11 protein-coding genes and 2 pseudogenes are annotated in these 18,007 nt (G+C 73.8%); 7 read left to right on the top strand and 6 right to left on the bottom strand.

Going from position 1 to position 18,007, the window contains the following annotated elements:
* Nucleotides 1–94 precede the first annotated feature (94 nt).
* Nucleotides 95–1,681: pseudogene (locus AAH979_RS23760) on the bottom strand (alkaline phosphatase D family protein); the annotation flags it as partial.
* A 229-nt stretch (nt 1,682–1,910) separates the two neighbouring features.
* On the opposite strand from AAH979_RS23760, the gene AAH979_RS23755 reads away from it, so the two are divergent.
* The 4 genes and pseudogenes from AAH979_RS23755 to cydC form a co-directional block, all read left to right on the top strand.
* On the top strand, nt 1,911–2,318 hold the full coding sequence (locus AAH979_RS23755) for a BlaI/MecI/CopY family transcriptional regulator (protein WP_346260326.1): 408 nt from the start codon (nt 1,911–1,913) through the stop codon (nt 2,316–2,318).
* A gap of 4 nt (nt 2,319–2,322) precedes the next feature.
* The gene (locus AAH979_RS23750; RefSeq protein WP_346260325.1) at nt 2,323–3,246 is read left to right on the top strand and encodes a M56 family metallopeptidase; all 924 of its coding nucleotides are present in this window, start codon (nt 2,323–2,325) and stop codon (nt 3,244–3,246) included.
* A gap of 238 nt (nt 3,247–3,484) precedes the next feature.
* The gene (cydD, locus tag AAH979_RS23745; protein ID WP_346260426.1) at nt 3,485–5,242 is read left to right on the top strand and encodes a thiol reductant ABC exporter subunit CydD; all 1,758 of its coding nucleotides are present in this window, start codon (nt 3,485–3,487) and stop codon (nt 5,240–5,242) included.
* A gap of 26 nt (nt 5,243–5,268) precedes the next feature.
* A pseudogene (cydC, locus tag AAH979_RS23740) lies at nt 5,269–7,032 on the top strand (thiol reductant ABC exporter subunit CydC); the annotation flags it as partial.
* A 36-nt stretch (nt 7,033–7,068) separates the two neighbouring features.
* On the opposite strand, the gene AAH979_RS23735 reads toward cydC, so the two are convergent.
* Nucleotides 7,069–7,410 (bottom strand): helix-turn-helix transcriptional regulator, encoded by a 342-nt coding sequence (locus AAH979_RS23735; RefSeq protein ID WP_346260324.1) that lies wholly within the window; start codon nt 7,408–7,410, stop codon nt 7,069–7,071.
* 153 nt (nt 7,411–7,563) lie between these two features.
* On the opposite strand from AAH979_RS23735, the gene AAH979_RS23730 reads away from it, so the two are divergent.
* The 3 genes from AAH979_RS23730 (at nt 7,564) to AAH979_RS23720 (ending at nt 12,454) form a co-directional block, all read left to right on the top strand.
* A complete protein-coding gene (locus AAH979_RS23730) occupies nt 7,564–8,538 on the top strand; it encodes a DNA primase (RefSeq protein ID WP_346260323.1) in 975 nt (324 codons plus the stop codon).
* Nucleotides 8,539–8,576: 38 nt separating this feature from the next.
* Entirely contained in the window at nt 8,577–10,925 is a 2,349-nt protein-coding gene (locus AAH979_RS23725; RefSeq protein WP_346260322.1) for a transposase, read from the top strand.
* A 314-nt stretch (nt 10,926–11,239) separates the two neighbouring features.
* Entirely contained in the window at nt 11,240–12,454 is a 1,215-nt protein-coding gene (locus AAH979_RS23720; protein ID WP_346260321.1) for an ABC transporter substrate-binding protein, read from the top strand.
* A gap of 510 nt (nt 12,455–12,964) precedes the next feature.
* Here the strand turns inward: AAH979_RS23720 and AAH979_RS23715 are convergent.
* From AAH979_RS23715 to AAH979_RS23700, 4 genes are all read right to left on the bottom strand, one after another.
* Nucleotides 12,965–13,552 (bottom strand): ATP/GTP-binding protein, encoded by a 588-nt coding sequence (locus tag AAH979_RS23715; RefSeq protein WP_101369592.1) that lies wholly within the window; start codon nt 13,550–13,552, stop codon nt 12,965–12,967.
* 1 nt (nt 13,553) lies between these two features.
* Nucleotides 13,554–13,931, bottom strand: coding sequence for a DUF742 domain-containing protein (locus tag AAH979_RS23710; RefSeq protein WP_101371820.1), 378 nt, complete (start codon nt 13,929–13,931; stop codon nt 13,554–13,556).
* Between the two features lie 108 nt (nt 13,932–14,039).
* A complete protein-coding gene (locus AAH979_RS23705; protein ID WP_130465005.1) occupies nt 14,040–14,444 on the bottom strand; it encodes a roadblock/LC7 domain-containing protein in 405 nt (134 codons plus the stop codon).
* On the bottom strand, nt 14,441–17,869 hold the full coding sequence (locus AAH979_RS23700; protein ID WP_346260320.1) for a sensor histidine kinase: 3,429 nt from the start codon (nt 17,867–17,869) through the stop codon (nt 14,441–14,443). Before AAH979_RS23700 ends, AAH979_RS23705 begins: the two co-directional genes overlap by 4 nt.
* Nucleotides 17,870–18,007 lie beyond the last annotated feature (138 nt).

Below are 18,007 nucleotides of genomic sequence, written 5' to 3'. Positions count from 1 at the left end.
GGCGTCGTCGCCGGCCTCCCCCGACGTGCCGGGTCCGCCCGGCGGGGTGCGCCGCGCGGACCCGGCGGTGTTGGTCGGGGGCTGGGCCCGGCTACACCTGCCGGGCGCCCGGCCGGCCGTCCGGCACGACGAACGAGGCGTACGTCGACTCCGGCGCGTCCGGCCGGCTGACCGTGCTGACCATCCGCAGGTCGGCCCGGAGTTCCGAGCGGGTGACCCGGCAGCGCACGTAACCGCGCCGGTCCCCGTCGAAGAACCGGATGTGCGGGTTGTACTTGATCATCGGTCCGTAATACGGCCCGTAGACGTCGCCGTCACCGTTGGTGGAGATGGAGGTGCCGACGATCTCCGAGGCGACGACCGGCGAGGACGGGTCGTCGAAGTCCCGCAGGATGTCGTTGACGAAGGTGGAGTGCCAGTCGCCGGTGACCACCACCGGGTTGCTGACCTGGTGCCGTACCCATGCCTCGGTGAGCCGGTTCCGGGCGGCCGGGAAGCCGTCCCAGGCGTCGTGCCAGAGCCGCTCCCCGGCCGGGCCGTCGTGGTCCAGCCGGGCCAGCATCACGTTGCTGCCCAGGATGTTCCACCGCGCGGTCGAGGCGGCTAGGCCGGCGTAGAGCCACCGCTCCTGCTCGGCGCCGAGCATCGTCACCGCCGGGTCGTACGCCTCGGCGCAGGCGTCGGCCTCGCCCCACCCGCACGGCGGCACCGAGCGGTACTGCCGCCCGTCGACCAGGTCGAGCTGGGCCAGTCGACCCCAGCGCAGCCGGCGGTAGATCCGGGGTCCGCCGGGCCCGGGTCGGGCGGGGGCCCGTACCGGCTGGTGCTCGTACCAGGCCTGGTAGGCGGCGGCACGCAGCGCGCCGATCTCCCCCTCGTACTGCGACGTGCTGTTGGCGTAGTCGTTCTGCACCTCGTGGTCGTCCCAGGTGACCATCCACGGAAAGCGGGCGTGTGCGGCCTGGAGGTCCGGGTCGCTCTTGTAGAGGGCATACTGCATCCGCCACCGCTCCACGTCGCGCGGCGCCGCCCGGAGTACGTCCGGGGTGGACGTGCCCCGGTAGCCGCCGTCGGCCGGGATGCCACCCTCGTAGACGTAGTCGCCGAGGTGCAGCACCAGGTCGAGATCCTCGCCGGCCATGTGCCGGTACGACGGGTAGTAGCCGCTGTCCCAGGACTGGCAGGAGGCGAAGGCGTACGCCAGCGTCCCGCCGGTCGCGGACGCCGAGGGTGCCGTACGGGTCCGGCCGGTCGCCGACACGTCGTGCCGGTACCGGAACCGGTAGAACCACTCGCCGTCCGGCTTGAGCCCGTCGACCTCGACGTGCACCGAGTGCGCCAACTGTGGCGACGCCCACGCGGTCCCGTTCCGGACCACGTGCCGGAACCGCTCGTCCCGGGCCACCTGCCAGTGCACCGGTACCGGCCGGTCGGGCATCCCGCCGCCGGGCTCGAACGGCTTCGGCGCCAGCCGGGTCCAGAGCACGACTCCGGTGGCCGTCGGGTCGCCGCTGGCGACGCCGAGCGTAAAAGGGTAGTCGCCGCCGGCCGGTCGGGGTGTGGCGGCGGCCCGGTCCACCGGAAGCTGTGCCAGGGCGGCGGCTCCGGCGACCCCCGCCACGCCGGTCAGGAAGCGGCGGCGGTCGACGGCGGCAGCGGGTGGCATCGGTCTGTCGGTCATGCCGGAAGGTCTATCGACGCCACGTGACCGGCAGGTGGCGGCCGGATGTGCGGGGAAGGGCCCTCGGCTGGCGCCTCGTCCGGTTCGACGGGGGCGGCGGCGCCCGGCACCCTCGCCCGGTTCGACGGGCCGCGACCGTCGCTCCGCCCGGCCCGGCGGGACCGCGACGCTCGCTCTACGGGGGTTGGCCGGCCGGCAACTGTACGACACTGAGTAGTAGAATTGCCGCGTGACGCGACTCGGTGATCTCGAACGTGCGGTGATGGACGTGCTCTGGGACCGGGGCACCGGTACTGGGGCGACCGTCCGCGAGGTGGCCGAGGCACTGCGCGACCGCGAGCTGGCGTACACCACGGTGATGACGGTGCTCGACCGGCTGGCCGGCAAGGGCATGGTCGAGCGCGAGCGGGAGGGGCGGGCCTGGCGCTACCGGCCGGCAGCCAGCCGTGAGGCGCACATCGCCCGGCTGATGCTGGACGCCCTCGACCTGGCCGGCAGCCGGGACGCCGCGCTGGTCCGGTTCGCCCGGTCGGTGACCGGGACCGAGGCCGAGGTGCTGCGCGCGGCGCTCGCCGGGGAGGCCGACGACACCCCGGCGTCGACCGACCGGCCGCCAGCCGCCGAACGGCAGGGCTGAGTCGATGCTCTACGCCGCGCACTTCGCGCTCGCCGTCCTGGCCTGTTATCTCGCCGCCCAGGTACTGGCCCGGTCCGGCCGGCTGGGCGCCGGGTGGGCGTGGCACAGTCCGCGGGTCGCGATCGTCTGCTGGCAGTTCGTCGGGCTGGCCCTCGGGCTCTCCGCGATCGGTCTGCCGATCTCGCTCGGGCTCGCCCCGTACGGCCAGGGCACCGGCTCCGCGCTGCGGTCGCTTGCCGGTGACCTTTTCGGCGGCGGCGACCTGCCGCCCGGCCTGGGGGTGACCCACCTCGGTCTGGTCGGCATCGGCGTGGGTGTGGGTGTGGTGCTGCTCGGCTCGACGGCGCGGAGCCTGCTCGGCGCGCTGCGCGCCCAGCGCCGGCACCGGGACCTGCTGACCCTGGTCGCCCGGGATGACCCGGCCGCGCCCGGCGCGCTGGTACTCGACCACCCCAGTGCGGCGGCCTACTGCCTGCCCGGGGTACGCCCGCAGGTGGTGGTCAGCGCCGGTACCCTGAGCCTGCTCGACCGGGCGCAGCTCGCGGCGGTACTCAGCCACGAGCGGGCGCACGCCGACGAGCGCCACGACCTGGTACTGCTCCCCTTCACCGCGCTCTGCCGGGCCCTCCCCGGCGTCCGCTGGGTCCACGCGGCACACGACGCCGTCGCCCTGCTGGTGGAGATGCGGGCCGACGACAAGGCCCGGCGCCTGCACGCCGACGGCCCGCTCGCCGCCGCGCTGCTGCGGTTCGCCAGCGCCGGTGCCCGGGTCACCCCGGCCGGTGCGCTCGGCGCCGCGGACGGCGAGATCGACGCCCGGGTACAGCGTCTGCTGGCCGCCCGCCGACCCGGCCGGCTGCCGGGCGCGACCGCGCTGGCACTGGCGACGGCCCTGGTCACCCTGCCGGTGTCGCTGTTCCTGCACTGAGCCGCCGAGCATCTACTACGCCTCGTAGTAAGATGGCCCTGTCACGGAAGCTGCCCGAAGAGATGCGTGGGACATGGGTCTTCGATGGTCGCCGGCCCCGCCGGCCGGACGGGGCGGCGCCACCGGCACCGCTCCGGATCCCGGCACCGCCCCGGATCCCGGCACCGCCCCGCACGACGCCGCCGGCCGACGCGGACGCCGGCCAGCGCCGGCCGGTCGCCGGCAGCCCGGGGCACCGGTGAGCCGCCGCCCGTTCGACCCCCGCCTGCTGCACCGGGTACCCGGTGCACGGCGCCAACTCGGCCTGCTCGGCGCGCTCGGCGTCGCCGCCGCCGGGCTGGTGATCGCCCAGGCCACCACGCTCGCCACGGTGCTGGCCGAGGCGGCCGGCGGCCGCCTCGACCGGGCCGCGCTGGCCGGCTTCCTGGCCAGTGTGGCCGGCCGCGGGGCCCTGCTCTGGGTGCAGGGCACGGTGGCGGCCCGGGCCGCCGCCACGGTCAAGGCCGCGCTCCGCGCCGACCTGCTCGACGCCGTCGGCCGGCGCGGCCCGGGCTGGCTGTCCGGGCAGCGTACGGGTCAGCTCGCCACCCTGGCCGGGCGCGGGCTGGACGCGCTCGACGCGTACTTCACCGGCTATCTGCCGCAGCTCGTGCTGAGCATCACGGTGCCGCTGGCCGTACTGGTCCGGCTGGTCTTCGCCGACTGGAGCTCCGCCCTGGTCATCGCGGTGACGCTGCCGCTGGTCCCGATCTTCGGAGCACTGCTCGGCTGGCAGGCTCAGGCCGCTACCGAACGCCAGTGGCGCCGGTTGGCACTGCTCGGCGGCCACTTCCTGGACATGCTGCGCGGGCTGCCCACCCTGCACCTGTTCGGCCGGGCCCCCGCCCAGGTGACCGTGGTACGCGCGATGGCGGACCGGCACCGCCGGGCGACCATGAAGACGCTGCGGATCGCCTTCCTCTCCGCGCTCGTACTCGAACTCGTCGCCACCCTCTCGGTCGCACTGGTCGCGGTGCCGATCGGTCTCCGGCTGCTCCACGGCGGGCTCGCCCTGCAGACGGCGTTGCTGGTGCTGCTGCTCGCCCCCGAGGCGTTCCTGCCGCTGCGCGCCGCCGGCAGCCAGTTCCACGCCAGCCAGGAGGGGCTGACCGCGCTGGACGAGGCGTTGACCCTGCTCGACCCCGAGCCGACCGCCCGCACCGCCGGCCAGCCGACCGCCGCTAACTCCGGGAAGCCGGCCGCCGCCCGGCTGACCGGCGGCCCGGACGACCCGGACCACGAACGCCACTACCAACCGGGTCGGCACGGCGAGATCAGGTTCGAGTCCGTGACGGTCGAATACCAGCGCAGCACCGCGCTGCGCGACGTCACCCTCACCATCCGGCCCGGCGAGCGGATCGCCGTCGTCGGTCCGAGCGGCGCCGGCAAGAGCACCCTGCTGCACCTGCTGCTCGGATTCGTCAGCCCCAGCAGCGGGCGGATCACCGTCGACGGTACCGACCTCGCGGCGCTGGACCTGGCGCGGTGGCGCCGGCAGCTGGCCTGGGTACCGCAGCGGGCCCACCTGTTCGGCAGCTCCCTCGCCGAGAACATCCGGCTCGGCGCGCCGGACGCACCCGTCGCGGCGGTCCGGGCCGCGGTCCGGGCCGCCGACCTGGCCGAGCTGGTCGCCGACCTACCGGACGGCCTCGACACCCGGCTCGGCGAGCGCGGCCACGGGCTGTCCAGCGGGCAGCGGCAGCGGGTCGCGCTGGCCCGGGCCTTCCTCCGGGACGCCCCGATCGTGCTGCTCGACGAGCCCACCGCCCGGCTCGACGCCGGTTCGGAGGCGGCCGTACTCGCGGCCACCCGGCACCTGGTGGCCGGGCGTACGGCCCTGCTCGTGGCGCACCGCCCGACCCTGCTGGCCGAGGCGGACCGGGTGCTCCGGATCGAGGACGGGCGGGTGACCGAACAGGAGCCGGTCACGGCGCTGCCCCGGGAGGTGGTGGCGTGAGGCTGCGACCCGAACGTGCCGTCTGGCGGCTGGCCCGCCCGTACCTCGGTCGGCTGCTCGGCGCCGGCCTGCTCGCCGCCGGCACCGAGCTCGCCGGGCTCGCCCTGCTGGCGACCGCGACCTGGCTGCTGGTCAGCGCCGCCGGCCGGCCGCCGCTGGACACCCTCACCGTGGCGATCGTCGCGGTACGGGCCCTGGCGATCGGTCGGGGCGTGCTGCGCTACACCGAGCGGCTGGCCGGGCACGACGCCGCGCTGCGGGTCGTCACCGAGGTCCGGGCCCGGCTCTTCGCCACGCTGGCGGCCCGGCGCACCGCCGCTCCGCAGCGCTCCGCAGACCTGCTCAGCCGGCTCGTCTCGGACGTCGAAGCGGTGCAGGACCTGCTGCTCCGGGTGCTGGTCCCCGGGGCCGCGGCCACGATCATGGGCCTGCTCGCCGTGGCCGGCGCGTCCGCCGTCGACCCGCTCGCCGGACTGGCCCTGGCCGGCGGACTGCTGCTGGCCGGAGTCGCGCTTCCGGCGCTGGCGGCGGTGCTCACCCGGCGTACCGCCGCCCGGGTGGCGCCGTTGCGCGGCGCGCTCGCCGGGGACGCGGTGGACCTGACCGCCGGCGCCGCTGACCTGGCCGCCTTCGGCGCCACCCGGGCGGCGCTGGACCGGGCGGACGCCCGTGCCCGCGAACTCGCCGGGCTGGAACGCCGGACGGCGGCGGTGGGCTGGGCCGTGGACGGTCTCGGGGTCCTGGTGGCCGGTGCGACCAGCGCCACCGTGCTGACCGTGGCGCTGCGGGCGGGCGTCGACGGCGTACTCGTCGGGGTCCTCGCGGTCGGCACGCTCGCCGCCGTCGAGGCGGCCCTGGCGCTGGTCGGCGCGGCCCGGCACTGGGCCCGGCTGCGCACCGGCCTGACCCGGGTGGCCGACCTGCTGACCGCCCCGGCGAGCGAACCGGAGAGGCCGGCCGGCGCTCCGGCGTCCTCGCCGGGCGTCGAGCCGGCGGACGGCTCCGGGACGGAGGAGGTCGCCCGCCAGTGGCACTGCCGGGTCGAGGAGGTGAGCCTCCGATACCGCCGGCCGGGCCCGCCCGCACTCGACGGGGTCAGCCTCGACCTGGCGGCGGGAAGCCGGATCGCCGTCGTCGGTCCGAGCGGTGCCGGCAAGAGCAGCCTGCTCGCCGTGCTGACCGGGATGGTCCGGCCGGACCGGGGCCGGGTCGTGTGCAACGGCGTCGACCTGCTCGACCTGCCCGTCGACCGGCTGCCCCGGATCGTCGGCGGACTGCTCGCCGAGGCACACGTCTTCCACGCCACGGTCCGGGAGAACCTCCTGCTCGGCCGGGCCGGGGCGACCGACGACGACCTGGCCGGCGCGGCCGAGGCGGCCGGCCTGCTCGACTGGGTACGGCAGCAGCCCGCCGGCTGGGACACGATGGTCGGCGAGGACGGCGGTCAACTCTCCGGCGGACAACGGCAACGCCTGCTGCTGGCCCGGGCCCTGCTCGCGGCCCCGGCCGGGATCCTGGTGCTGGACGAGCCGACCGAGGGTCTCGACCCCGCCGCCGCCGACGCGGTGCTTGCCTCGGCGACCGCACACGCCGGCCCGGACCGCACGGTGGTACTCGTCACACACCGGCTTTCCGGTGTGGACCGCTACGACGAGGTCGTCGTCCTCGACCAGGGGCGGGTCACCGACCGGGGCAGCCACGCCGAACTGGTCGGCCGACCCGGCTGGTACCGGGACCAGTGGCTACGCCAGACCGGCGCGGAACGCGACTATCTGGCGATCGGCGCCTGAGCCGGGCATCGACACCGCGCCGATCCGAGCGGCCGGTCAGGCGGGTGCGCCGGGGGTGGGCGCTCCGCCGAGGAACTGCCCCACCGTCGAGCTGAACTCCTGCCAACTGGTCCGCTCGCCCGCCAGGGCGCGCTGCCCGGCACCGGTCAGCTCGTAGGTCCGGCGCTCGCGGCCGTTGACGGTGCTCCAGGTGCTGCTGACGTATCCGGCCCGCTCCAACCGGCGCAGCGCCGGATAGATGGTCCCGGTGGGCAGATCGAGCACGCCGCCGCTGCGGGCCCGGAGCGCCTCGATGATGGCGTACCCGTGCAGCGCGCCCCGCTCAAGCACCGCGAGCAGCAGCGCATCGAGATGGCCGTGCAGCGCCTGGGCGTTCATAAGTAGTAAGCCTACTAATATATGCGACGAAGTCCAACGGGGTGCCGGCATCCACGCCCGCCGCCGGCCTACTAGGGTGTGTGCGCAGAGTCACCGATCCGCCGGCACCCTCGCCGGGTCGGGTGCCCATATCGAGCGCACACGGAGGTCAGCGTGGCCCGCCAGTCGTCCCACCGGCCCGAAACCGACGAGCCCGGCAACGAGCCCGCCGGAAGCGACGGGGCTGTCGACCCCGGGCAGATCGACGGCTCCTCGGAAACCAGCGACGACGCCGCCGGCACCGACGACGCCCCGGCGGCGTCCGGCACGCCGGACCGCTCGCTGTGGGAAGAGGTCCGGATCGACCCGGTCGAGATCGCCCTCCCCTCGGGCGCCGGTTTCACCCTGCGGACCTACCGCCCGGAGAGCGAGCTGACCCCGACCGACATCGAGGACCGGGAGCAGGACGACCTCTTCGCCAGCCGGTCGCGGCAGGCCGAGGTCGACGAGGACGAGGACGACGAGACGGTCGTGATCCTCGACGAGGAACTCGCCGACCAGTTCGCCGAGGCCGACGAGGAGGAGGCGGAGCGGGACGGCAAGGCCAAGGCCGCCGACTCCGACGCCAAGGCCGCCGAGGAGGAGGACGAGGAGGACGAGGGCGAGGAGGTGCCGGCCTTCCTCACCCACCGGGGCAAGTTGCTGCTGTTCAAGAGTCCTGAGGCACTTGTCACATTCGTCAAGTCCGGAGCGCCGCACGATCTGGCCGACCTGGACACCTGGGACCAGCTCGTCGAGCGGATCACGCCGGCCGACGTCGCCCCGCTCGACGAGGACTCCTACGAGCTCGACCTCGTGGTGGAGAACCTCCGTGGCGGGCACGACGTCTGGGACTCGACGCTGCTCATCGAGGCTGGTGAGGTGGCCCGCGACCTGGCCTACGCGCTTCGGCTCCCCGCCGTACTCGATATGCTTTCCCCCGGCTCCAGCCTGGATGACCTCGACGAGGCGCTCCGGGCGACCGTGGCCGGCGGTCTCGGCGGATTCCGGGGTCGGCGGCGACTCAAGAAAATCGGGGCACAAACCGCAAGTCTCGGGTGGCGCACGATTATCGGCAAGATCTCTGCCGCCGTGGACTGGCGCGACTGACCCCTTACCAGGGAGCATCAGTCTTTGGCACACCACTTGTGTCTCGGGAGGAGGACGACGCCGTGGCGCTCGTGCGGGTGTACTGCGGTCTGGCCTCTGCGGACGCGACGGGCCGGCCGGCTTCGGCCGGCGCGACGCTGACCTCCGCGGTGGTCGATGACGCAGGCAGACTGCTCCATGTCTGCGAGATCACCGATGACCCGGCTGGCTACGCCCAGCTCGGCGCGGTGCTCGTCGAACGGAGCAGCGGGCCGAGCGGGGCCGCCGTCGCGGCGGACAGCGACGACCACATGGTCACCTCGCTGCTGAGCGCGGCCGGGCGTCCACTGGTCATCGCCGACGACGACTCCGTCGACGACTTCGCCGAACGGTTCGCCGACGACGAGTCGGCCGAGGAGCGGGAGTCCGCCCCGGCCGAGCGACGCGCCGTCGGGCTCGCCCGGGCGTTGCAGGCCGGCGCGCTCTCCGCGGCCACCCTGCCGCCGCCGCGCGAACTCGCCAGCTTCAAGCCGGTACTCGCCGCGCACGCCGCGCTCGCCAATGGCCGGCACGCCGCCGCCGTGGCCCTGCGCGAGGTGCTGCGCGAGCTGTACCCGGCCGCGCTGCGGGCGTACCCGGATCCGGCCGAGCCGGTCTCGCTGGCCGTGTTGGACGCACTGCCCGAGCCGGGCATGCTCGGCGGCACCAGTGCACGCGGCCGGGACACCTCGGTCGCCACCGACGCCATCGCCGCGCATCTCGCCGCGGACGGCGTCGCCGAGGCCGACGTCATCACCGACGCGGTCACCGCGCTCCGGGTCGCCATCGCGGAGACCCCTCGACGGGGCGCCGCCAACAAGGCCCTCACCTCCGCCGCCGCGGAGACCGTACGACAGGCCGTGGCGGCCGTACGTGCCTGCGACGCCGGTTGCGACGCGCTGGTCGCCACCCTGACCGCCCGGGTCGTCACGGCCCCGGCCCCGGCCCCGAGTCGGCGGGCCGGGCGGCGCGGCGCCGGCGAGGCACCGCCGCCGGCCGGCACCGGACTGCCCGGTCCGGCCCGGGAGCCGGTACCCAGCTCGGGGCGGCGCACCCGGCACCAGCCGGCGGCAGCCGGCAACGGGCCGGCCAGCCCTCAGCCGATGGGACCACCACCGGTGGCGCCGGCACCGGTCGCGCCGCCGCCGATGGCACCGCCGCCGGTCACCCCCTCCTCGGCACCGCCGCTGTCGCCGGCCGCCACGCTCTCCATGCCGGTCATCCCGGTCTCCGGGCCTCCCCGCGAACCACGCTCGGCCGCGCCTTCCTCGGCGCCGCCCGCCTACCACGCCGACACGATGGCGAACCGGCCGGTCTCCGCGCCGCCGCCCCCGCCGCCCGGGATGACGCCGATGCCACCGGCACAGCGTGGCTCGATCCCGCCGGCCGAGGCCGGCGAGCCGTTCCGGGCCACCCTGACCACCGCCGCCATCAACAGCGCCCGCAACGAGCGGCGGCCGACGCCGATCACGCCCCGGCCGAAGACCAACGGAGACGGCACGGCACGTCCGGGCACCATCTCCGCCGCCGGCCTGACCGTCTCGGTGCCGGCGACCCGGCCCGAGCCGCCGGCACCGCCCGGTTCCCGGGCCAACTGGCCGCTGGTGAACTCCGGCGAGGAGCAGGACGACCGGGCGAGCGGGTCGGGATACCCGGGATACTCGGGCGAGCAGTCCGGCCAGCGGGACGCGCCGGTCAGCCCGGCGCCCGCCGACGGGCGGGTCACCCCGCCGTGGCAGGCGGACGACCTGCCCCCGGAGCCGCCCACGCTGCGCCTCGTCGAGCCGACACCGCTGGCCGACCGGAACAACCCGCACAATGAGCTCCCCGCCGACAACCCGCCGCTGCGCCTGGTGGACCGGAGAGAACCGGCGACCCAGACCGGTTCGGGCCTGCCCCGCCGTAGTGCCGAGCCGAGTACGCCGCCGGTCTCCGACGAGGGTGACGGTGATCTGCTGATCTTCGCGGCGGCCAGGTCCGCCTGGTTCACCGGTCACTCCGAGGAGACCGAAGTGGAGTGGTCGTCGACGGCCGACAGCGGTTGGCAGGCCGCCCAGCAGGCGGCACGGCCCTCGGTCGGCGCCTCGACCACCGCCGGCCTGCCCAAGCGGGTGCCGCAGGCCAACCTGGTGCCCGGCTCGCCGCTGCGCGACGAGCGGCCGCTGCGCATCGTCCGCGACGCGGCCCGGATCGCCGAGCACACCACCGGGTACTTCCGGGGTTGGCGCCGTGGCCAGGAGATCGGCGGCTACGCCGTCGGCGGCCGGCCGGGTCGGGAGGCCGCCGGAGGCTGGGACTTCAGCCGTGATCCGGACGAGCGCGCCGACAACCACGACTACGAGTACCGCTCCGCCAGCTACCGGTCCTGACGGACCGGATACGCCACTCCACCGAAAACCCACACCGGCGTCGTCATCGACTTCCAGCCGGTGTGGGTTTTCCGCGTCGACCGGGCTGCGCGTGCTTGCTCGGACACGCTCCGCTCGCGCTGCCCACCCGGTCGACACCGCCGCTCGGACTGTCCGGTCAGGACCCGTCGCCTGACCGACCAATCAGCTTCAGACCTATGTCTACCTGGTGTTTCTCACCACAGTGCACGGAGTTGACGACGCCTGGGAGCTGCCGCCACCATTCCCCGGGACCGTAGGCGACACCTACGACCAGCGCAGGGAGGGTGGCGACGATGGCCGGACCGGCAACGCAGGCGTGGACGTTGAGCCGGCGTGGCCTCCTCGCGGCAGCCGCCACCACACTGCTCGCCGCCTGCGGACGGGAAGACGAGGACCGGGCTGGACCGCGCGGGCCCGGTTCGACCGAGCTGGTCATCGGCGCCAGCCTCGAACTGACCGGCCCCGGCCGGGCACTCGGCGTACTCCAGGAACGGGCGCTGAAGATCACGGCCGACAAGCTCAACGAGCAGGGCGTACCCGTCGGCAACCTGCGCCGCAACATCCGGCTGGTGATCCGGGACAACGCCAGCGAACCGCGGCTCGCCGCCCAGCACGCGACAGAGCTGGCCACCCGGGAGAACGTGCACGCGCTGGTCGGCGGTTGCCTCGCCGAGACCTCCCTGGCGATCATCCCGATCGCGCAGCAACAACAGGTGCCGTTCATCTCCTTCGCCGCCGCCGACAACATCACCGTGCCGACGGCGCAGCGGACGTACATCTTCAAACTCACCCCGGACGCCCGCGACGTGGCACGGGTGCTAGCCCGGCTGATTCGCTCGCAGGGCTTCGAACGGGTCGGTCTGCTGGCCGCGCCAGGGGGGCACGGAGATTCGGGCGTACGGGCCCTCACAGCGGCCCTGAAGTCCGTGGACGTCGACCTCGTCAAGGTGACCCGGCTGCCTCGGGCCGAGAACGCCGACTACCGCCCGGCGGTCCGCAAGGTGACCGGCCCCGATCCCGAGGCGGTGGTCGTCTGGGGCACCGCGCCGTTCTCCGGCAAGGCGGCCCGGGTGCTACGGCAGACCGACTACGAGGGCCGGATCTTCTTCGACGCCGGGGCGGTCGCCGAGGAGACCCTGTCGGAGGCGAACGCACCAGCGGTCGAGGGCGCGTACGCCGTGCACCCCAGCTCGCTGGGCAGCTCGTCGCTGACGAACACCAGCACGGCCGGGCTGGACCGGCGGGACTTCGTCTACCGCTACATCCACCTGCACGGCTCGTCCAGCGGGTTCGCACCGTACGCGTCGGACTCGCTGCGACTGATCGTCAACGCCGCACGGCTCGGCAAGAGCGTCGACCGGGGTCGGCTGCGCGCCTACCTGGGCAACCAGATCATCGAGGGGATCGCCGGGGCGTACTCGTTCGCGCCGATCCGGCACGGCGGGATGGAGCCGGACTCGCTCGGCGTCTTCACCGTGGTCTCCGGCGCTTGGAGCCGGGTCTCCTGACCAACACGAGGCCGCAACGTTCCTGAACCAGGTCTACGAGCGCGCCTTCCCGCGGCCGACCTCTCCGCCGGGCGCGATCACCGCCGTGCCGCAGGCAGCCGGAGGCAGCCGGAACGGCGGGACGGCGACCTCGCGCGGCCCGCTCCCCGAGGGTGAGCATCCGATTCGGATACCGGTCGACCGGATCCCCGGCGGCGCTCCCGCCGGACCCGGCCCTCGGCCCGCCTCGCGTCGCTCGGCCGTCGCCCGGGGCCCGGCACCGGGTGCTGGTGCGGGAACTCCGGCGGGATCGGCTCGCGGCGTGATTGGCAGGCGTCGTGTCCCGGCACCGGTGGCCGTCCGCCGCTACGACGCCGCCACCGCAGTGGAGGGTGCCGGACGGCCCGGCGGAGGGCGCATCCGCACCGTCGCCACCGGCACGCGGGCAGCAGGTCACCCGGCGCGGGCCAGGTGACCTCGTCGGCGGTGCCGGCCTATCACCGGACCACCGACGGGCGAGGTGCTCGCCGGTCAGGCCGGGGCGACGGCGCGCGAGCGCCGCATGGTGAGCACGTACTCGACCAGCGAGATCAGCACGTGCTTGGTCGACTCCCGGTTGCGGGCGTCACACGCGACCACCGGCACCTCGTTCGAGATCGCCAGCGCGTCCCGCACGTCCTGCGGGTCGTGGTACTGCATCCCGTCGAAGCAATTGATCGCCACGAGGTACGGCAGTCGCCGGTGCTCGAAGAAGTCGATGGCCGCGAAGCAGTCGGCCAGCCGGCGGGTGTCCACCAGGACAACCGCACCGATCGCTCCCCGCACCAGTTCGTCCCACATGAACCAGAACCGCGTCTGGCCCGGGGTGCCGAACAGGTAAAGGATGAGGTCCCGGTCGATCGAGATCCGACCGAAGTCCATCGCGACCGTGGTGGTCGTCTTGCCCGGCACCTGGCGGGTGTCATCGACACCCACACCAGCCGACGTCATGATCGCCTCGGTGGTCAGCGGCGTGATCTCCGAGACCGAACCGACCAGTGTTGTCTTGCCGACGCCAAAGCCACCGGCGATGACGATCTTCGCCGATGTCACGCGCCCGGCCGTTGGGCGGTGCGACATGTCAGAGCCTGCGAAGTCCACTCAGCACCCTCTCCAGCAGTTCAGTGCCCACCGCGTCGTTTGAGTCGTCCAGAATTGTCGGTTCGTGCACCGCCACCAGGCCATCGGCGGCCATGTCGGCGATCAGGACCCGAGCCACTCCGAGCGGTAACTGCATCCGCGCCGCGATCTCCGCGAGCGACTGCAGCCGACCATCACACAGCGCGGCGATGTATTGATGCTCCCGGCCCTGGCCGCCATTGCCGTTACCGGCGGACCGACCGCGCACCGTCGTCTCGACGAGCGCCTCCAAGGCGATGTCGAGCCTCGGCCTGGTACGACCACGGGTAACGGCATATGGCCTCACCAGCGCGCCCGTCGGCTCGTCGCGTTCGGCCATCATCGCCGTTCACCCCCTTCTCGTCGTACCCGAGAACTCAAAGCCTGGAGTTCGTCATTGTTGCATTGTCGTCGCACCGGCCAGCGAACCACACCGGCCGGATACCACCTAGCTCAGCATCCCCGCGGCGGCCCGGGTCGGCGGCGTCAGCGCGTCACCCACCCGGTCGACGAGCAGCGCCATCTCATATCCCACCTGTCCGACGTCACAGCTCCGGGCAGCGAGCACCGCGAAGGACGAGCCGTCCGAGATGGACATCAGGAACAGGAAACCATTGTCCATCTCGACCACCGTCTGCAGCACCGCCCCACCCTCGAAGCAGCGCGCCGCCCCCTGGGTGAGGCTGACCAGGCCGGACGCGATCGCGGCGAGCTGATCCGCCCGGTCGCGCGGAAGGTCCCGTGACGACGCCAGGAGCAGACCGTCCGCGGAGACGGCGATCGCGTGGGCGACGCCGGGCACACGATCGGCGAAGTTGGCCAAGAGCCAACCGAGATCCTGCGTAGATGTCATCCTTCATGCTCCTTCTGGCCGCTTGCGGTCGCGGGGCCCACCTCGGCCTGCGAGGACTGCTGCCCTCCCGGAGTCGCCTCCGGGTTGATCGACTGGTCGTCCGTCGGGTGCGTGCGGCCACGCTGCACCCCACGGTGGTACGCGGACAAGAGCCCGCGTACCGCCTCCGGCGTACGACGCTGCACCGAGGTGGTTGGCTTCTCCACGGCTCCGGGCACCAACTGGGCCATCGGCACCCGCTTGGGCAGCCCGGTCTGGGTGGTCTGGCCACCCGTGGTGGCGGCTGCCGTAGCCGCCATGGCTGCCCGCCAACCGTCGTCGGCAGCCGTACGCCAGCCACCGTCACCCGGCCGACCGGTGCCGTTGGTGATCGGCCCGCTCCCCGGCTGCTGGCCACCGGGCCTCGGACTGTCCACCGTTGCCGCGTTGCCTGTCGGTACGGGTCCGGTCTGGGCCGCGTCGGGAACGGCGGTGTCCACCGCGACGGCCTGGCTGGGCGCCTGGGAAGCCGCGCCGGCTCCCTGCGGCTGTCCACCGGTCTCCTCGGGCTTCCGGCGGGTGCGGAACCAGGCCGACTCCAGCTCGCGGAAGATCGGCAGTTCCATGGTCTCGTCGGCGAACTTCGGCCGGGCCTCCACGTTGGCCGCGGCGTCCACCGACGGCCGAGCCATCCGAGGCAGCTCGGCGGTCATGTCCAGGGCTGCGGCCAGGCGCTCCGGAACGGGCGGCGCGGCGGCCTCCCGGTCCGGCGTGTTGACCGGCGGCCAGGCCGGCGGCGCGTTGACCGCCGGAGCCGGCGGCTGCGCGGCCGGCGGCGGCACCGGGGCCGGCGCGGGCGGCGGCACGGCCGGCGACGGGGTCTGGCCGAACGGCGGCGCGGAGACCGGCGGTTGCGCGGCCGGCGGCGCCGAGATCGGTGGGATCGGCGGCGCGGAGACCGGCGGCAGCGCGGTCAGCCCGTTCGGCTGCGGATCCGGCGCGGCCGGACGCTGCCGCGGGATGAACCCGGACATCGTCGTCGTCTCGTTCGCCGAGAGGCCGGCCGGGTCCTGCTCGGTGGCCCGCCGCTGCGGCAGCGGCTCGATGTCGTGCCCGTTGGGGATCCGCGGCGTGAACGGGTCGCTTCCGTTGCGGCCCGCCCGGGCGCCGGTCAGGTCGGACCAGGCCGGCATGTCCCTGGGCTGGCTCGGCGCGCTGGTCTGCCCGCCGCCGTTCATCGCCGGCTCGTACGGCCGGTCGAGGGGCGCGCCGTCGCGGTTGCGACCGCCGCCGAAGCTCGGGGCACGGTCGCCGCCGAAGCCCGGACCACGGTCGCCGCCGAAGCTCGGTACCGGCGGCGTGGCCGGACCGCTCTCCAGGGCGAGCGGGGCGCCGAAGGCAGGGCGGGAGGTCGGTTCCGGCGTGACCGGGAGACCGCCCGGCTGCGTCCGGCCGGAGAGTGCCCGGGGGATCAGCATCGCGGTGGGCAGCGTGACGTCGGCGACGGTCCCCCGGTCGGGGCCGGGCCGCAGCTCGACCTTCACGCCGTGCCGGGAGGCCAGCCGGGCGACCACGACCAGGCCCATCATCCGGGAGACGGTCACGTCGACGGCGGGCGGCGTGGCGAGCCGTTCGTTGAGGTCCTGTAGCTGCTCGGCGGTGATCCCGATGCCCCGGTCCTCGACGAAGAGCGTCGCCCGGTCACCCACCCGACGGGCCTCCACCATCACCTGTGAGTCCGGCGGGGAGAAGGCCGTGGCGTTGTCGAAGAGCTCGGCGACCAGGTGCACCAGGTCGTTGACGGCGGCGGCCTGGACCTCGATGTCCCGGTCGACCATCCCGAACTCGATCCGGGTGTAGTGCTCGACCTCGGACTGCGCTGCCCGGAGCACGTCGATCAGTGCCGCCGGCTCGCGCTGCACCCGGGTCGAGTCGGCACCCGCGAGCACCAGCAGGTTCTCGTCGTTGCGGCGCATCCGGGTGGCCAGGTGGTCGAGCTGGAAGAGCTCGGCCAGCCGGTCCGGGTCCTCCTCGCCCCGCTCCAGCCGGTCCAGGTGACCGATGAGCCGGTCGACCAGGATCTGCGAACGGCGGGCGAGGTTGACGAACATCGTCGCGACCGAGGCCCGCAGTGCGGCCTGCTCGGCGGCGGTCCGGACGGCTTCCAGGTGAACGGCGTTGAACGCCTCGGTGACCTGGCCGAACTCGTCCTTGCTGCGTACCGGTAGTGGCTCGGCGATCTGGTTGGCCACCTGCACCGGCGACATCTGCGCGGTCATCTGCGGGTCGCGCAGTCGGGACACCGCGTGCGGCAGACCGTACTGGGCGATGGAGAGCGCGCCGTGCCGCAGCTCGCGCAGCGAGCGGGCCATCGAGCGGGCGACCAGATAGGCGAAGAGCACCGCCAGCAGCAGCATGCTGAGCAGCAGACCGGTCTCCAGGAAGACCTGCCGCTGCACGTCGTCGCGGAGCGCACTCGCCTCGGCGAGCACGTCGGAGTCGAGTCGGCCCTCGACCGAACGGATCAGCTGGGCGTTGCCGACCATCGCGGAGTCCCAGTCGTCGGCGTCGAACGGAGCGTCGGCCATGCTCTCGTTCGTCCGGCCCCGGATCCAGCCGCCGTAGCTGTCGACCTCACGCACGTCGGCGCCGGTGACCGTCTCGTCGTAGAAGGCGGACTCGGAGCCGGTGGCGATCGCCTTGAACGTCTGCAACGCCTGCTGCTGACCGGTCTCGGTGGCGATGTAGTCGGTCTGCAGCGCGGCGGTCAGCCGGCCGTCGATCAGGGCGCGGTGCACCACGACCCGCCGCATCGACAGGAACTCCTTGCCGCGCGCGTTGGCGGCGGCGGCCCGCATCCGGTCGCTCAGCGAGGAGTCGCCGGCGAGCTGCGAGGCCAGGTCCCGGATGTTCAGCAGGTCGTTGATCAGACCCTCGTACGACTGCGCCGCGTCGGTCAGCTTGAGCTTGGAGTTGATGACCTGGCTGCGGATCCCCGGCAGATCGGCCAGGCCCTGGTCGATCTGGGCCAGCAGCGCGTCGAAGTTGGCCGGCAGCTCGTCGAGCTGCGCCCGGCGCTCCGAGTAGGGCCCCTTGGCCTTGTCGACCTCGGGGTGCACCTTGTTGTAGGTGTCGCGGGCCGCCTTCCGGGCGGTCTCGTTGCGTGAGCCGAGCAGCAGCACGGCGCCCGCCCGCTCGTCCTGCAGGTCGTGCACCAGTTCGCCGGAGGTCTGGGCAAGCGTGGCCAGGGTGTGCGCCCGGTTCGCGTCGTCCAACGTCTCCATGTGGTCGACGATGCTGGTCGTACCGACCACGACGACCGCGATGGTCGGCGCGATCATGATCAGGCCCAGCTTCGACCAGATCGGCATGTCGCGCAGCCGGCCGGCGACCGGCCAGCGGAGACGCGACAGGAACGGGTTTGCTGTCTTCGGCCGCTTGCTCACGTCACCGCCTTCCCATCCAGTACCCGGCCAATGGCCCAGGGCACCGCTGATCGACCGACCCGGGCGGGTCGGACCTCCGAGATTCCATCACGCCGCAACTCAAGAAGAAAGCCCAGGTTGTCACCGACTGGAAGCGCA

Source organism: Plantactinospora sp. ZYX-F-223, from assembly GCF_039649625.1.
GTDB lineage: Bacteria > Actinomycetota > Actinomycetes > Mycobacteriales > Micromonosporaceae > Plantactinospora.
Note: the sequence above shows the minus strand (reverse complement) of the source record. Positions and strands in the feature narration are given on the sequence as shown.